Here is a 16081-nt window from a genome sequence, read left to right as displayed (position 1 = left end):
GTTTCACTCCTTACTTAGAATACATCTACGGCACCAGTTATTAATCTGATAATACCGATGATTGCTAGAATTGTGATTAATACAAAGAATATATAATCTAATTTTGTTAAAGGTTTTTTATTATTTTTTTGAACGGTTTGGTAAACGAACAGTCCAGGAATATAGAGCAACATGGTTAATAATAAGTAGTCTATTCCCGCAGCATAAATCAACCAAATCGCATAAATAGAAGATATAATACCGATTACCCATTGTTTTGTTGTAGCACGATCCTTAGTTAAGTATGTGTATTTAACTTGATAGAAAGCACTAAACATATATGGTATAAGAATGGCACTAGATGCCAATGAAAAGGCAAATTGATATGCACTTTCTGTAAACAACATACTGATTAAGAAAATTTGTACTAGTATATTTGTGATTAATAAAGAGTTAACAGGTGCTTTATTTTTGTTTTCCTTAGCAAACCATTTAGGAAATAGTCCATCTTTGGCAACTACAAATGGTAACTCTCCAGCTAATAACGTCCATCCTAGCCATGCACCTAGAACTGAAATAATTAATCCTATATTGACTAGCACAGATCCCCAATGTCCGACAATATGTTCTAATACTGCTGCCATTGATGGGTTAGATAACTCAGAAATGTGGTTTTGTTGTATAACACCTTGTGCTAGTACTGTCATTAAGAAATAGATGACTAATACTGAAATTAAGCCAATAACGGTAGCAGTACCAACGTCTTTTTTACTTTTAGCACGACTTGAAAAGACAACCGCACCTTCTATACCTGTGAAGACCCATACAGTTACAAGCATGGTACTTTTCACTTGGCCTAAAGTATCACCCCAACTGAACATACCAGTATCTCCAGATGTCATACCGAATAAACCTGCTTTAAATGTGTCAAAGTTGAAGACTGCTATCATACATACAATGACAAGTAAGATAGGGATTAATTTAGCTACAGTAACAATACTATTGATAAAGGCAGCTGTTTCTACTCCTTTTAAAATAAGGTAATGAACACCCCATAATAAGACAGAAGCTACGATAATACTTGGGAGTGTATTTCCACCTTTGAAAATAGGGAAGAAGTTACCGACTGCTGACATTAATAATGTGGCATAAGCAACGTTACCTAGAAATGCTGCAAACCAATAGCCCCAAGCACTTGAAAATCCAATAAAATCACCGAACCCAGCTTGTGCATAACTATAAATACCGCCATCTAAATCTTGTCTTTCATTTGTTAGATTTTGAAAGACAAAGGCTAGTGAAATCATACCAATTGCAGTAATGATCCAGCCGATAATAATAGCTAAACCACCTGCTTGGTTACCCATGTTAGAGATAATGTTAAATGCACCGCCACCAATCATTGAACCAATGACGAGGCCAATCAAGGAGGTTTTACTTAGTTTATTTGTATCTGATTCGCTCATGTGTCATTTCTCCTTTGAATAATTAAGCAGGTTCAGTTAGTGATACGTATTTGGATGTATAGTGATATGAGGATATCTTAACTAAACCTGCATGTACTTTTTTGCTAACTATCCAAGCGTAGCAGCCATTACAGCTTTAATGGTATGCATACGGTTTTCAGCTTGATCAAATACTTTAGAATGTTTACTTCTAAAGATTTCATCAGTGACTTCCATTTCAGATAAACCATAGTCATCTTTCATTTGTTGACCGTAAGTTGTATTTGTATCATGGAAAGCTGGTAAACAATGTAAGAAGATAGTACTGTCTTTACCAGTTTTATCGAACATTGCTTTATTGACTTGATAATCTTTTAATAAGTTAATACGTGATTCAAATTCACTTTCTTCACCCATAGATACCCATACATCTGTATAGATAACGTCTGCATCTTTAACGCCTTCATCAATATTATCTGTAATTGTTACAGAACCTCCGTCTTGTTTAGCACGTCTCTCAGCAATATCAACGTAGTCTTGAGAAGGGAAGAGTTCTTTTGGTGAGCAAATAGTTACATCTACACCTAGCATTGGACCTGCTACTAATAAAGAGTTTGCTACATTATTACGTCCGTCACCGACATATGTTAATTTAATTCCATCTAAATGACCGAAGTTTTCTTTAACTGTCATATAGTCTGCTAACATTTGAGTTGGATGCCATGCGTCAGTTAAACCATTCCATACAGGGACGCCAGAATATTTTGCTAAATCTTCTACCATATCTTGTGAGAAACCACGGAATTCAATACCGTCGAACATTCTACCTAATACTTTTGCAGTATCTTCAACTGATTCTTTTTTACCTAATTGAATATCATTTTTTCCTAAAAATTCTGGATGTGCACCTAAGTCGATTGATGCTACAGTGAATGCTGCACGAGTACGTGTAGAATTTTTTTCAAATAGAAGTGCAATATTTTTGCCGTCTAAATATCGATGTTGAATACCTTGTTTCTTATAATCTTTTAAAGTAATTGCAAAGTCGATTAAATCGCTAAATTCTTTCTTAGTAAAATCGTCTTCTTTTAATAAATGTCTACCTTTTAAGTTAAGTGGTTGTTGAATTTCTGACATGATTCATTCCTCATTTCTTTAAAAGTTTAGTAAGTCGTTTATATTGGTTTGGTTAAATGTCTTCTCTATAAAGTGGTTGGCTCATACATCTTGGGCCTCCACGTCCTCGAACTAGTTCACTACCAGTAATTTCGATTACTTTAATACCTTTGTCTCGTAATAATTGATTAGATACATAGTTTCTGTCATATGTGACAACTACACCTGGGCGAATAGTTAACGTATTAGAACCATCGTTCCATTGCTCACGTGCGCCATCAATAACATCTCCATTACCAGTTGGAATAAATTCAATATTATCGATGTTTAATGCATTTTCTAATGTTTCTTTTAATTTGCTAGAATGTGAGATTTTAATATCTTTGTCTTGTTCATCCTTTTCAATTGTAAAGATGTTCATATTATCTTCTTCTTTGAAAATAGCGGCATGCATTGTAAATTTGTCATAATCAATCATTGTAAATACAGTGTCTAAGTGCATGAATGTACGACTATTTGGAATTTCAATGGCAAGTACTTTAGTAAATGTAGATTTGTCATCAAACAAAATTTGTCTAGATAATCGTTCAATAGCTTGTGCAGAAGTACGTTCTGAAATACCTATTGCAAGGACATCTTTAGACAAGATTAATTCATCGCCACCTTCAATGTTGAAAGGAGAGTTTCTATCTAACCAGACAGGTACATCATCATTTTTGAATCGAGGATGATATTTCAAGATGTATGTCATAAAGATAGATTCACGACGACGTGCTCGCCAGTACATACGGTTAATTGTCATTCCTCTACCAACAGAAGCTTGAGGGTCTCTTGTGAAGTAAAGGTTTGGCATTGGATCTAGATAGAAAGGATAACGATCATCCATGTATTCTACTAGGTGGTTTGTTTCAAGTTGAATTTCTTCTTTACGTACACCAGCCATTACCTTTTCTACGAGTTCTTTATCATTCAAGCTAGCGAATAATTCTTTGATTTCATTCTCATGGCCAAGTACCGTCTTTTGAGATTCTTTTAAAATATCGTCAATGAATTGTTCACGTACAGATTTATCTGCGATTGCTTCAGCAGCTAAATCTTCTAAATAGACAACTTCAACACCTTCGTCTTTTAATACTTGTGCAAAACGGTCGTGTTCTTCTTGAGCAACTTTCAAATAAGGAATATCGTCAAATAACAATCCACTTAGATGATCAGGTACTAAATTCTCAAGTTCTTTACCTGGTCGTTTAAGTAATACCGTTTTTAATTTGCCGATTTCACTGTTTACGTGGATAGGTCCTGTTTCCATTGTTATTTCCTCCTTTGATTTAATACACCTAGAGTATAAAGCGCTTTCAAGTAATAGTTTGAAAAAAAATTCACAAAGTTAATGTCTAAAACTTCATATAAAATATTTATTCAATGCAATATGATGATAAATTATGCATTATTTACGCATAAAACCTATATGTACATGTATATTCGATTAATATTATATAGAGTGATTAATATAATATTATTTTTTATTCGTTTGAATGTATTTATAGTCATGAGAGAGTAATTAATTATACATTTTAATAAACATTTTCAATATTGTTATAAAAAAGTTTATAATAAATGTTAATTATGAGAAAAACTTCACATATCATTGAAGGGAAATTTGTTATGGTAATTGGGACGTATTTTGTCTGTATTTTATAAAATATGCAGATAAAGGAGTATAAAATATGAAAAAAAGTAAACGATTAGATTTAATATCAACAATCGTTAAGGACAATGACATTCATTCGAAAGCTGAAATTGTAGATTATATCGATAAACATTTTGGTATTAAATATAGTGTGGCAACGATTGGAAGAGATTTAAATGAGTTGAAAATCTATAAAATGCCTTCTGCAAATAATGAACGTTATTATCGTAAATTTAATGATAATGCTCAAAATGAAGCAAAAACAAAACTTATTAACTTATATAAAGAAGAAATTGAGAAGGTAACGATTAAAGATAATTATCTTATTATTAAAACGTCTCCCGGATTTGCACAAAGTGTGAATTTTTATATTGATCAAATGAATTTAAATGAAGTGTTAGGAACAGTGGGAGGCAATGATACAATACTCATCTTAGTTGAATCAACAGAACTTGCAGCGTTTGTTCATTATCAATTGTTTGGAGAGACGTATAATAATGATGTAATTTAAAATGAATAAGTATACAAAAAGCCATTTCTATTTTTAGTTGAAATAGAAGTGGCCTTTAACATATTTATTAGAATTTATTCATGTAATGCAAGATGCATTGTGTTGGTAAAATCTTCTACTGTTGATTGGTTTGCATGTCTCGCTTGATATGCAAGATGCTGATCAAAGTGTTGTTTATTCGAAGTGATATCAGTTAATACTTGATTTAATGTTTCCACATCAGACAAAGTGAATATATTTTCTGGTGCAATAAATGTACGTTGATGTATCACTTCGTCCCAAGCAAAGATGACATGTTGATGATGGAAAGCACGAGTAACAGCATTTTCAATTTCATTTCCTTGATTAATATCAAGATAAATATCACATCGTTGATATAGTGCTTCAAAAATATCTTTTGTAGCTGCCGGATATAGATGTACGTGATGATATCGGTCGAATCCCATTAATTTGGAAGACATCTCAGTCACAGCAGCAATGTGAAATTGTATATTTGGATGTGTAATAATTAAAGTCTCAAGTTGTGGAATATCATCAGAATTTGTCAGAATTAACGCATGATTTGAATATTGATTAGTTTTATTAAAATCATACAAATAACCAGATTGAAATACGCTTAAAGCTTGTTCTTGATTAAGTTGCGAAACGATAGTGTCATATTCTTTATAGTCAGGAATCATGACAGAGAATACACGTTGCAATGTATTATCAAGTAAGGACAACATATTTCCTGGGACATGGCCTTGACTATTTTCTTGCCAGAACAAGATACCTCTACCAGCTGTATTCATATGATGTAATACTAAGAAAGGTGTAGATAGTGAATTAATAATAATATCTGATAAATCGACTTGAATTTGTTGTAGATAGTATGTGATAAATTCGACTTTTGAAGCGAAGAAATGAGATTGACCTTGCCAATCTAAAACATAATCTCCAGTAACAAAGTTCTCATAAATCACTTCTTTACCTTCTCTTGTTAAATATTTCTTCAATATTGCTTTTCCTGCTAAATCATAAATCGTTTCCGCAAATTTAAAGCCATTCTTTGTATAATGATCTTCTGAACGTAGACGCCCTTTATCATCTAGCCATCTTACCCGACTAACAATCCTTGTCTTAAAGTGTGGACGATAAACGATTTCACCTCTAATATGACCCATATCTTTAATTTGAGCTGATTGACCATCACCGTTAATTTCCCAAAATGGGGGAACACTCACTTCGTTAAAGAATTTAGGACGATCATTATCATGAAGTTGATTAGCCGCAAAGAATTGATATGGAGACGTGACTTCATCAGGTAAGAATCCATCATCTTCGATACAAATAGTAAAATGTTGATTACCCGATAATTCTAATGTTTGGTGTAATAATTGTGTTGGTTGATTATAGTATTCAAATAAATTAATCATATAGCACCTCGTCGACTAAATGTTGCCATCTTTTAATCATTTCATTGGTCTCAAATGGCGCAGCAATATCATATGATTTCTGATGAGGGTCTTTGGGACCATTTTTAAAGTATTGAACTATTTTAGCAGCCATACGATCAGTAATCTCCTCAATGGACTCGTCTTTAGACGGTTTGTCTAGTAAGTAACCATTTTGACCATCTGCAATGAAAGTTGGATTTCCATAATTAACATTAAATCCAATCATACCTAATCCAGAACCAACAGCTTCCATAAGTGTTAATCCAAATCCTTCACTTTGTGAGGCAGATACAAATAATTCATATTGTGAATAAATGTCATCAAGATTAACGTGACCTCGTAAGTGAATAAAATCTTCAGCATGATAATCATGTATGATTTGTTGAATTTTATCACTTTCAGGACCATGACCATATATATCAAATTCCAATTGTGGTAAAGATTGTTTCGCTTTAATAACTGCGAGTGCAATCCAATCCACATGCTTTTCAGATGCTAATCGGGAAGCGGTTAGTATTGAGTATGGTTTACGATGTCCGTTCGGTAAACTTAATTGATTGAGACTTCCGACAGGTATTGTTCTGATACGAGGGCGGTCTGCAGTATAGTGACGGAACTGTTCAGACAATATTTGATTTTGTAGGTCTGTAGCAACGACATAGAAATCAATGTACTTTGCATTGGTAAATTGATATTCATAATAGTTATTCCATAATATATTAGTATCATCTGTGATATTATCACTGAAATGTTCAGCATGAATGACGACACCTACACGACTTTGACCTTTATTTTGTAGGACAGCTTGTCCAATGTCAGTGGCTCGGTCTAATATTACTATATCTTGATTAGTTAAATTTAATTGTTGAATAAAATAAGCAACAAAAGATTCTTTACTATAAAAACGTGCATCTTTAAATATATAAGAACGCGCATCGCCATCTATGATTTCTTGATAAGCAATAGTGCCATTTTCATTATAGAATTGTCGCATATATAGTTTCGCATAGTTGTCATAAGGTGCGTAGTATTCAGAAAAGACACGCACATAGCTATAGAAATCTTTACGAATAAGCATACCATTAACTACAAATTCAGCACGATCAACATAAGATTCATTTGCATTTTTCATATAACAAGTCACAAAAGTTTGTGATTGATGATCTAAATAAAGACGTTGGATTTTACCTTGAGCATCTACTTCAATTCGTGTAATGGTATTTCCAATATCATGTTTGAGCTGTTCTAAAGTATACGTCGTAGGGGCGATTGGAATATCTGTAAAATATTGATACATCCAAATAACTTCGCTATCTTTAAATCCTAAATTTTGTGTTAACGTTTGTATGTTTTCTGATGAAATAAAGTCTAAAAATATGAATTTTGCATCATCTTTTAAGTGGCGAAGCATTTTGGCACGATAACTTTGGGCATATTCAACACCACTACTCGCCCAACCTATACCAAAGTTGATATTATATATTGTCATCAATAGACCTCCTTTCTATGGGAAATGAATTGTTAAGTCATTATTTTTTTGTTGATCGATTATACTTAAACATAAGTTTCTAATAATTCTATGTTTAATGATATCTTCCATTTGTTTGAATGAATCTAAGGCTACTTTGTGATATTCAAAAATGGAATTTCGCTGACCTTTTTGACGTTGATTTACGTTTGATTTTAATTGTTGTAAGTAGTCTACTTGCTCTATCCACGCAGAATCTATCGCTTTGAGTACTGATTTTCTAAGAAATTGTTGGAATAATTCCTCATCATTTATCTTATTTTTATTTAGCATTAGTTGGTGGTTAAATTGAGAAATTAATAACTCGATAATGGCTTCATAATCATGGTTATGAATTTCAAAATCATCTTTATTAAAGCTAAAACTTAAGTTTTTATAAATATATTTGGTGATGTCGTTTTCAGTTATATTTTTATTTTTATAATTTTTAAAGTGATGATTGAATACGTCTCGTGCAATACTGTCATAGTCTAATGTATCTAAATGTTCACTTTCTAATATGCGATTACGCTCGCTATAAATTAACTGACGTTGTGTACTAATACTTTTCTCAAATTCATTTGCAGCTTCACGTGCTTTCATTCCTTCTTCTTCAGAAATGCGTTGAGCCTTTTTAACGATGCGCTTGATTTTGTTATTAAAAGTAGGGCTATCGGATAGATAATCAGTATCTTGTTTCATTAATGTTGGATTGTCTTTTAATTTTGAATCACTCCAACGTTGTACTAGGTAATCATCTAAAGAAATAAAAATTTGTGATTTACCTGGGTCACCTTGTCGTCCAGCACGGCCTCTTAATTGTCTATCTACCCGACTATTTTCCATATGTTCATTAATTAATACGGTTAGGCCACCAAGAGCATGTACATCTTTTGAAAGTTTAATATCAGTACCTCTACCAGCCATGCTTGTTGCAACGGTTACCGCACTTAATTGACCTGCTTCAGCAATCATTTGTGCTTCACGAGCAACGTTTTGTGCAATTAATAGGTTATTTGGAATATGACGACTAAATAATTCAGTTGAAAAGTATTCTGCTGCCTCTGCAGTTCGTGTAATCAGAAGGACAGGTCGTTGTTCTTTATGATAATTAATCACTTCTTCTAATATGGCATCATTTTTAATGTCTTCATTAACAAATACTCTATCAGCCAAGTCTTCTCTTATAACTGGTCTGGAAGTTGGAATTTGGATAACAATTTTTGAATATAAATCGAAAAATTCTTTTTCAGCTAGTTTCCCAGTTGCTGTCATCCCTGAAAATCGTTGAAACTGCATAAACAGATTTTGGAAGGTGATAGTTGCCATGACACTCATATCATCTGAAATATCTAAGTTTTCTTTTGCTTCTAATGCTTGATTGAGTCCGGCTTGCATTTTTGTACCTGGTAGCATACGACCTGTTATACGGTCGATCAGCATAATTTCGCCATCCATAACAATATAATCTAGATTAATATCAAACAGGTATTTAGCACGTAAGGAAAGGTTAATATTCCTTACTAAATCTAAATATGGACCTCCATATATATTTGGTACATTAAAGTAAGTATTTGCTTTTTCAATGCCTTCTTCAGTTAGCCAAATTTCACGTTTGGTCTTTTTCATTTTAAAGTCTTTATCTTCTTCAAGTGTTGCGACGAATGCTTTAACTATTTCGAATAGGTTAGATTGAACTCTTGGTGCACCAGAGATGACTAGTGGTGTTTGAGCTGCATCTAATATGATTGAATCTACTTCATCAATGATGCCAAAGTATAATTCAGGTAAAAATTTACTTTCTTTAGTATCTGCTAAGTTATCGATTAAATAATCAAACCCTAAATTTCCGTTGGTAGTATAAATAATATCATGGTTATATAACGCTTGCTTCTCTTGGTTAGATATAGGACCTTGAGGATTCTCTATAAATCCCAATGATGCAGTGAGACCTAGCCATTCATACAACGGTTTCATTTCTAAATAGTCACGTTTTGCTAAGTAATCATTAGTTGTAATAAGAAAAACAGAATTGCCTGATAAGGCGTTTAAGTATAAAGGCATGGTAGCCGTTAATGTTTTACCTTCACCAGTTTGCATTTCAGAAATATTGCCCTGGTGCATCACAATGGCACCTAATACTTGGACGTCTTTATGATACATACCTAATACACGTTGTGAAGCTTCACGTATAACGGCATAGGCTTCTGGTAATAAATCATCGAGCGTATTCTGTTTACTATTTAAACGCTGTTTAAAATCTAGTGTTTTTTGTTGTAATTGGCTGTCAGTGAGTTGCTTCATTTCTTCACTATAGTTATTGATTTGATTCAACAATTTGTATAGTTTTTTTAGTCTAATATGGTTAATGGCGGTATTTACATTGAGATTCATAGTTATCCTCCTTTCATTTAGTGATATTGCGAAGATTAATTATAATCACTATTCATACGAGTATGTCGCATAATTTGATTGACCAATGTCACGTTTTGATGTGATTGTGAAGTCTGATTGTCATTGTTATTATCATTAATATTTTCTTGAGGTTCCTTTGGAGAATCACTCATCTCGGTTGCATGGTCTAATTCGGTTAATATAATATTTTTAAATTTAAGATGATGACATGCTGCGTTCATAAGTCGAATGTCATAACTATATGCTTCATTAGGATATTTAAATTCACTTTCATCTTCTTTGATAATGACTTGTTCAAGTTGAGTGCCATTCTTTAAATAAAAAGTCACAATAACATACACACTATGCTCAGGAACTGCTGAGATATTTAACGAAATATGATAATGATAGCCTCTTTTTAACATGGGAAGTTTAGGCGGATGTCCATCTTTATCAAATAACGTTGAAGGTTCCCATAAATTGATTTGCAATCCTGAGGGCATCAATTGGTTCTCATAATATGTGTAATTATCATGGAATTGTATTGTAGCGCCGTGTTGATAAGTATGACGTGTTACTTTTCGCCATCTTACTTCTAATTTTTGATTATTCTGCATGACTGTCTCTCCCAAAATGATCTTTAAGTAATATATGGTAAAAGTTCATAAACCAATTAACTACGGTAGGTGTGTCATCATTATGTCGTCCTGGCACAGCTTTATTCATTAAATGGACATTCTGTTGACTGAATATAGGTAACAAGTCTTCAAACGCAGATTGATCATAGTCATCGTTTTCCATATAGGTGATTGCAATAGTTGTATCACTAATATGACTATTGGAAAAAACGTTCCAAAATTTATTATCTAATTGTTTTATATGATTTATTTCATTTGAGTCAGACAATTGATAGTTAGATGATAGGGCGATATCTAAAGACGTTTCGAAATCATTAGGTCGCAATAACTTCATATTTTCTGCAATTGTACCAACATTGACTAATGGTTTTCCGACATTAATACCTTTAGGATTTAACTGTGCACCATAATATAAAGCGCCAAAAGAACCCATGGATAATCCTGATAAGATTAAATCACTTTTATTGAAACCGAGTTGATTTAATGTATCATTAATGACTTGTTTTATACCATTTTCATAAGTTTCAGATCCTAAATAGAATGCGCCACCTTGAATACGTGGATCACTGACTAATAAGAAGGGCGCACCTAGTTGTTGCATTAGGTAGAAAGCTTCAAACCCCTCTGCTTCACGATAACCACTAAAATAAACATTAAGTGGTGGCTTAAAATCACTAGGATTAAAGTAATAAAAGAATTCTTCTCGCTTTTCATCAACAAAACGTTCGCTACCTAGAAGGAGATGACCAAATTCAATATGTGACAGACGTTTATGAACTGCACCAATATGAATAGTGCCATTGCCTTTCGCTTTGACGGACGTTGAAATATATGCAGAGTACGGTCGACGTCTTAAGTAAAGTGGTTCCTTAAGTTCCTCTTCACTCAGCACAAATGTTTCAAGTATACCTTCTTCTGGATTAAATGATACTAGTCTGAAAGTATACTCTAATGTTACGTCGCCTTCAGTATGAAATTCTGGCCATACTTCTATGACTTTATCTTTATCATAGATAAGATTTTGTTGCCAATTAAGAATAGGTATGAAATGGTCACCAAAATCACCTTGGAATTGTATTTCTTTATTTCCAAAGTAAGTCACATTTATATGTTTAGGTGAAAACACATGGGTAAGAGCAGGACTAACCTTATCCCCATATTGCCCAGGAAATGAAATCGACAATAGTTTATCGTGTAATTCATCAGTTGTATTGTAATGAATAGGGCGGATAAGATATTTTTGTACTAAATCTAATTCTTCATATCCACTTGGCCAATAAATTTCATCTACAAGCGTATTATAAGGACGACTAACAATGTTAATTAAGTTAGCTAAATGATCAGTTAAATTGGTTTGGATAAAGACTAGATCGAATTGTCCATTCTCTTCAACAATTTCCTCAATACTTTCAATATAGTTACTTTCAAATTCGAACAACTTCGGATCAAAGTAATCCCAAGATACTTCTGGACTATGGTTAAATAAATGTTCTAAATCAGAACCACCAATTTGTAATGCTTTAAATTTTCGTGGCATTATTTCTCACCTTCTAAAAATCGATCAAGTTGTTGGATAATATGACCAGATCCTAAGTCATTAATCATATTAGTGTTATAAGTGTAAGCGTGATTCCAATGCTTTAATGTACTTAAAAAGTAATCTAATGCAAATGGAACATCATCATATTGATGAATGATATAGCCATTTTCAAGATGTATGACATAACTACCTTGATGAATATTGATTTGAGGAATTCTAACACTGATACTTGAAATTTGTAAGTATAAATTAGGTTCAGCACTCAAATCTATCACAATTCTTAGACGTGATAATAGTTTAATCAAATCCTCTTCAAATGGGACTGATTGAATTTGAATCAGTTCTTCAAATTCCTCAGGTTCTTTTGCTTGTACTAATTCTGATTTGGCAAGGTCATTGTCATCAGATTCATTATAGCTTTCGTTAACATCATTAATTAAATTCAATAACCATTGCTCAAGTTGCGTAGCATCCTTTTTAGTTAAAATGATTAATCTGTATGATGTATGGCGTTTAAGATACGTAATTATATGATGTAATACGTTTTGTAAATCATTATCATTCATGTCATCTATCCAAAGACCAATGTAAGTTTCATTTAGTTGACTACTAAGATTGGATAATGTTTGAGTATCGAAAGGGGTGAGTCTTAATATTTCAGGACTTAATGATTGATTCGTAATTAGATTTTTCAATGCTTTTTCATTTTCTTTAGTATCAACAATCCATTTATTACTGTGAGCCATAGTTTGAATAAAGGATTCATCAATTGTATGATTTCGTTTATTAAAAACGGAATAACATACACGAACGTCAGGTCTGATAGTGTTGAATATTTTATTATGCAAAGTATTTGATGCGACAATAAGTTGATCGTTCGAATTCATTTCATCATTACAGTATGCATTAAAACGTTCTTCGATTAACTCAACCATTGATGGATAGGAATTTGAATTGAACTTATATTGGTGGTTGGACATAACTTCAACATGGTTTGTTTCGAGATTCTCGCGTAAAATCACGTCACCAGAAGCGGTTAGATAATCTTGAAATGCCTCTTTACCTTCTGAGTAATAACGTATAGCACTTAAATAACCACGTTCATCGAATATATATCTGCGTACACGTATACTGTTTTCATAATCATCTACTACTATTAGATAGCCATCTTGATTGAAATAAATGCGAGATTCATAGTTATCTTTCATAGCTTGTATTAAATAAGGTGAATAAAAGAATTCTGTATTCTCAGGCCACTCTAAATCTTCAAATTGAAATGATCGAGATGGTAGTTGATCGAAATCTTGAATCTCATCAAATAGTGACCAAACATTCGCTTCATATAAATCATATTTATGCAAAAATAAACGCAAATTTGGGTTAAAACTTAAATGTAAAAGTTTGAAAGGTTCGTCGTTTTTTTCGTGCATAGACATTAAACTAATAGAATCATCAAATTCAATCATTGCACTTTTTAAGTAAAATGGCTGGTTAAGATTACGCCACCATTTATCTCCGTTGTACCAAGCTGGAACAAAATATTTCATACCTTACTCCTTACCAATATTTGTTTAAAAATGATTTGTATTTATCAAAATATAAATATGTTCGTATTGTTTCTACAATATTAATCGTAATGTAAATCAAAATAATAAATTGAGTGAATATCGAAATTTGTGCTGAAATACCAGATATAAAAATCGAACTAATTAAAGGTAAACTAATAATGAATCCAATGACAAATGCACCAATTGCACTAATTCGCTTAGCTCTATGATTTAAATAATGTTGGGTCATTTTACCAGGATAAATACCTTCAAAATAGTTACCACTTTTCTGGAAATCTTTAGCTATACGTTTCACATTTAACATCATTCTCGATAAACAATAATTTAAAACAATGAGCATCACAATGAAAATAATAACGCCTAATGGATTATCCAATTCCAAAAATGAAGGACGATATTTAGCATTACCTGTTATCCATCTACCAGCTAAATGGACTAATACGCCTACTAAGAAAAATAATGAAAAGTTAAACATGATTGAGATACTTCCAGCGGGATTTAACTTCCAAGAAACGTAAGTATCCTTTTGAGACGTACTAATATTCATAATATCTTTATAAATCATGTGATATTCAATTAACTCTATAAATAATAAAAGTACAAGTACGACAAAAAGCACAATGCCACCTATGATTATAGTTATTCCATCAATATGCTCGAATTGTTTATTTTGAAAAATAGATTTAATAATACTTGCTAGTACAATAGGCGTCGGCCCAGCAATTCCATAAACTGTATTTTGATCAGCTAACCATACAAGTAACATTGTTCCTGTTAATAGGATAAGTAACAATAAAGCAAAGTTTGCATGATATATCATACCTTTATTAATATACTCGCTTAAAATGAAATAGCCTTGGATAATGGCTAATAAAATAGTGAAAAAGCGTTCTTTGTAACTACGTTCTAGTCGAGTTTGTTTTTGACCTTTTTCAATATCTCTATAAGTGAGTAAAGTCATGATAATCATTGTAGTTAACCATGGACTTAAACCTAATGAGAATAGATTTAGAGTTGTAATATCGCCACCAACATTTGAAATGGCTAGATTCAGAAAACCTTGTGAATGTGGTGATGATTTCATGTCAGCAATTTTAATATTACTGCCCAATATGTATATGAAAATAATCATTAGGGTGAAAAGAATCCGTTTATATAAAATTTTATATTCAATATTTTTAATGTTTTTGAAGTTCATCTTATTTCCCATAATAATCCTCTTCTTAAAATGATTATAAAGAGGCAAAAGCGCTCATTATTTAGTAGTCATTAAAGTACTTTGAAATAATAATGCTTTCGCCTCTATTTTATTTTACTTAGTTATTTTTATCTTCTTTACGATCTTTTTTATCTTTTCTAGATTCTCTAAATATAGCAAGACCAAAAATCAATGACAATAGTCCAGATAATAATCCTTTAGATTGGTTATCATTTTCACCAGTATCAGGTAATGCTTCTGAATCATCTTTAGTATTGTGATGTTGTGTTTCAGATGATTGGTGTGTTGGATCAATGATATTTGCCTCACTAGATGATGTACTCATGCTTGATGAGTTAGATTGAGATGTACTGTCTGATGTTGATGTACTCATACTTTGACTTTGAGATGTAGATGCACTTTCACTTGGTCTAATAGACGAAGATGTTGATGTGCTACTACTAGTTGAGTTACTACCACTCATTGAATGACTGAATGAGTCACTATGACTTGGTGTTTCAGACGTACTATGGCTATTGCTTGCTGATCTACTATCGCTAGTTGAATCACTATGACTTGTTGGTTCAGACGTAGACGTACTAGCACTTGTTGAATCACTGAATGAAGTACTATTTGTATGGCTTTGTGACTGACTTATAGATGTTGATGTTGAAGTACTATCAGACGTTGAAGTGCTTGCACTATCGCTTATAGACGTGCTCGTACTAGTCGAACCGCTTAATGACGTGCTTGTACTATCCGAAGTAGAAGTACTTGTACTAGATGACTCACTTAACGAAGTGCTTGTACTATCAGAAAGTGACGTACTCGTGCTAGCTGAACCACTCAATGACGTACTAGAACTGTCAGAAAATGACGTGCTCGTACTAGATGATTCACTTAACGAAGTGCTCGTACTATCAGAAAGTGACGTACTCGTGCTAGTCGAACCACTCAATGACGTACTAGAACTGTCAGAAAGTGACGTGCTCGTACTAGATGATTCACTTAACGAAGTGCTCGTACTATCAGAAAGTGACGTACTCGTGCTAGTCGAAC

13 protein-coding genes and 1 pseudogene are annotated in these 16081 nt (G+C 32.7%); 2 read left to right on the top strand and 12 right to left on the bottom strand.

All coding sequences use genetic code 11. The features are described 5' to 3' along the window. Nucleotides 1–14: 14 nt before the first annotated feature. From arcD to arcA, 3 genes are all read right to left on the bottom strand, one after another. Nucleotides 15–1445 carry an arginine-ornithine antiporter gene (gene arcD, locus Q4528_RS05100; RefSeq protein WP_303520757.1) on the bottom strand — a complete coding sequence of 477 codons (1431 nt, stop codon included), beginning with the start codon at nucleotides 1443–1445 and terminating at the stop codon, nucleotides 15–17. 108 nt (nucleotides 1446–1553) lie between these two features. After that, entirely contained in the window at nucleotides 1554–2561 is a 1008-nt protein-coding gene (argF, locus tag Q4528_RS05095) for an ornithine carbamoyltransferase (RefSeq protein WP_046467241.1), read from the bottom strand. 52 nt (nucleotides 2562–2613) lie between these two features. Further along, nucleotides 2614–3849 (bottom strand): arginine deiminase, encoded by a 1236-nt coding sequence (gene arcA / locus Q4528_RS05090; RefSeq protein WP_303520755.1) that lies wholly within the window; start codon nucleotides 3847–3849, stop codon nucleotides 2614–2616. Between the two features lie 418 nt (nucleotides 3850–4267). Here arcA and Q4528_RS05085 point away from each other — a divergent pair, with 418 nt between their 5' ends. After that, a complete protein-coding gene (locus tag Q4528_RS05085) occupies nucleotides 4268–4741 on the top strand; it encodes an arginine repressor (protein ID WP_046467240.1) in 474 nt (157 codons plus the stop codon). A gap of 74 nt (nucleotides 4742–4815) precedes the next feature. Here the strand turns inward: Q4528_RS05085 and gtfB are convergent, their stop codons facing one another. From gtfB to Q4528_RS05040, 9 genes are all read right to left on the bottom strand, one after another. After that, nucleotides 4816–6156 carry an accessory Sec system glycosylation chaperone GtfB gene (gtfB, locus tag Q4528_RS05080; RefSeq protein WP_303520753.1) on the bottom strand — a complete coding sequence of 447 codons (1341 nt, stop codon included), beginning with the start codon at nucleotides 6154–6156 and terminating at the stop codon, nucleotides 4816–4818. Beyond that, nucleotides 6149–7666, bottom strand: coding sequence for an accessory Sec system glycosyltransferase GtfA (gene gtfA, locus Q4528_RS05075; protein WP_046467238.1), 1518 nt, complete (start codon nucleotides 7664–7666; stop codon nucleotides 6149–6151). Before gtfA ends, gtfB begins: the two co-directional genes overlap by 8 nt. Nucleotides 7667–7681: 15 nt before the next feature. After that, nucleotides 7682–10078, bottom strand: a complete 2397-nt coding sequence (gene secA2 / locus Q4528_RS05070; protein WP_072291840.1) for an accessory Sec system translocase SecA2 — start codon at nucleotides 10076–10078, stop codon at nucleotides 7682–7684. Nucleotides 10079–10113: 35 nt separating this feature from the next. Further along, a complete protein-coding gene (asp3, locus tag Q4528_RS05065; RefSeq protein ID WP_046467236.1) occupies nucleotides 10114–10695 on the bottom strand; it encodes an accessory Sec system protein Asp3 in 582 nt (193 codons plus the stop codon). After that, nucleotides 10685–12253: an accessory Sec system protein Asp2 gene (asp2, locus tag Q4528_RS05060; RefSeq protein WP_046467235.1), complete on the bottom strand. Its 1569-nt coding sequence runs from the start codon at nucleotides 12251–12253 to the stop codon at nucleotides 10685–10687. Before asp2 ends, asp3 begins: the two co-directional genes overlap by 11 nt. Next, nucleotides 12253–13803 carry an accessory Sec system protein Asp1 gene (asp1, locus tag Q4528_RS05055; RefSeq protein WP_046467234.1) on the bottom strand — a complete coding sequence of 517 codons (1551 nt, stop codon included), beginning with the start codon at nucleotides 13801–13803 and terminating at the stop codon, nucleotides 12253–12255. The genes asp2 and asp1 overlap by 1 nt, the downstream gene beginning before the upstream one ends. Before the next feature lie 10 nt (nucleotides 13804–13813). Continuing rightward, the gene (gene secY2, locus Q4528_RS05050) at nucleotides 13814–15022 is read right to left on the bottom strand and encodes an accessory Sec system protein translocase subunit SecY2 (RefSeq protein WP_046467396.1); all 1209 of its coding nucleotides are present in this window, start codon (nucleotides 15020–15022) and stop codon (nucleotides 13814–13816) included. A 118-nt stretch (nucleotides 15023–15140) separates the two neighbouring features. Then, complete coding sequence (locus Q4528_RS05045; RefSeq protein ID WP_303520750.1) at nucleotides 15141–15506, bottom strand: LPXTG cell wall anchor domain-containing protein; 366 nt, start codon at nucleotides 15504–15506, stop codon at nucleotides 15141–15143. After that, the gene (locus Q4528_RS05040) at nucleotides 15503–15640 is read right to left on the bottom strand and encodes a hypothetical protein (protein WP_303520748.1); all 138 of its coding nucleotides are present in this window, start codon (nucleotides 15638–15640) and stop codon (nucleotides 15503–15505) included. Before Q4528_RS05040 ends, Q4528_RS05045 begins: the two co-directional genes overlap by 4 nt. A 74-nt stretch (nucleotides 15641–15714) precedes the next feature. Between Q4528_RS05040 and Q4528_RS05035 the strand changes: the two are divergent. Next, nucleotides 15715–16081 (top strand): annotated as a pseudogene (locus Q4528_RS05035) (hypothetical protein); the annotation flags it as partial.

The sequence above is a fragment of the Staphylococcus pasteuri genome (assembly GCF_030547725.1).
GTDB classification, from domain to species: domain Bacteria; phylum Bacillota; class Bacilli; order Staphylococcales; family Staphylococcaceae; genus Staphylococcus; species Staphylococcus pasteuri.
This window is presented reverse-complemented; position numbering and strand designations above follow the sequence as displayed.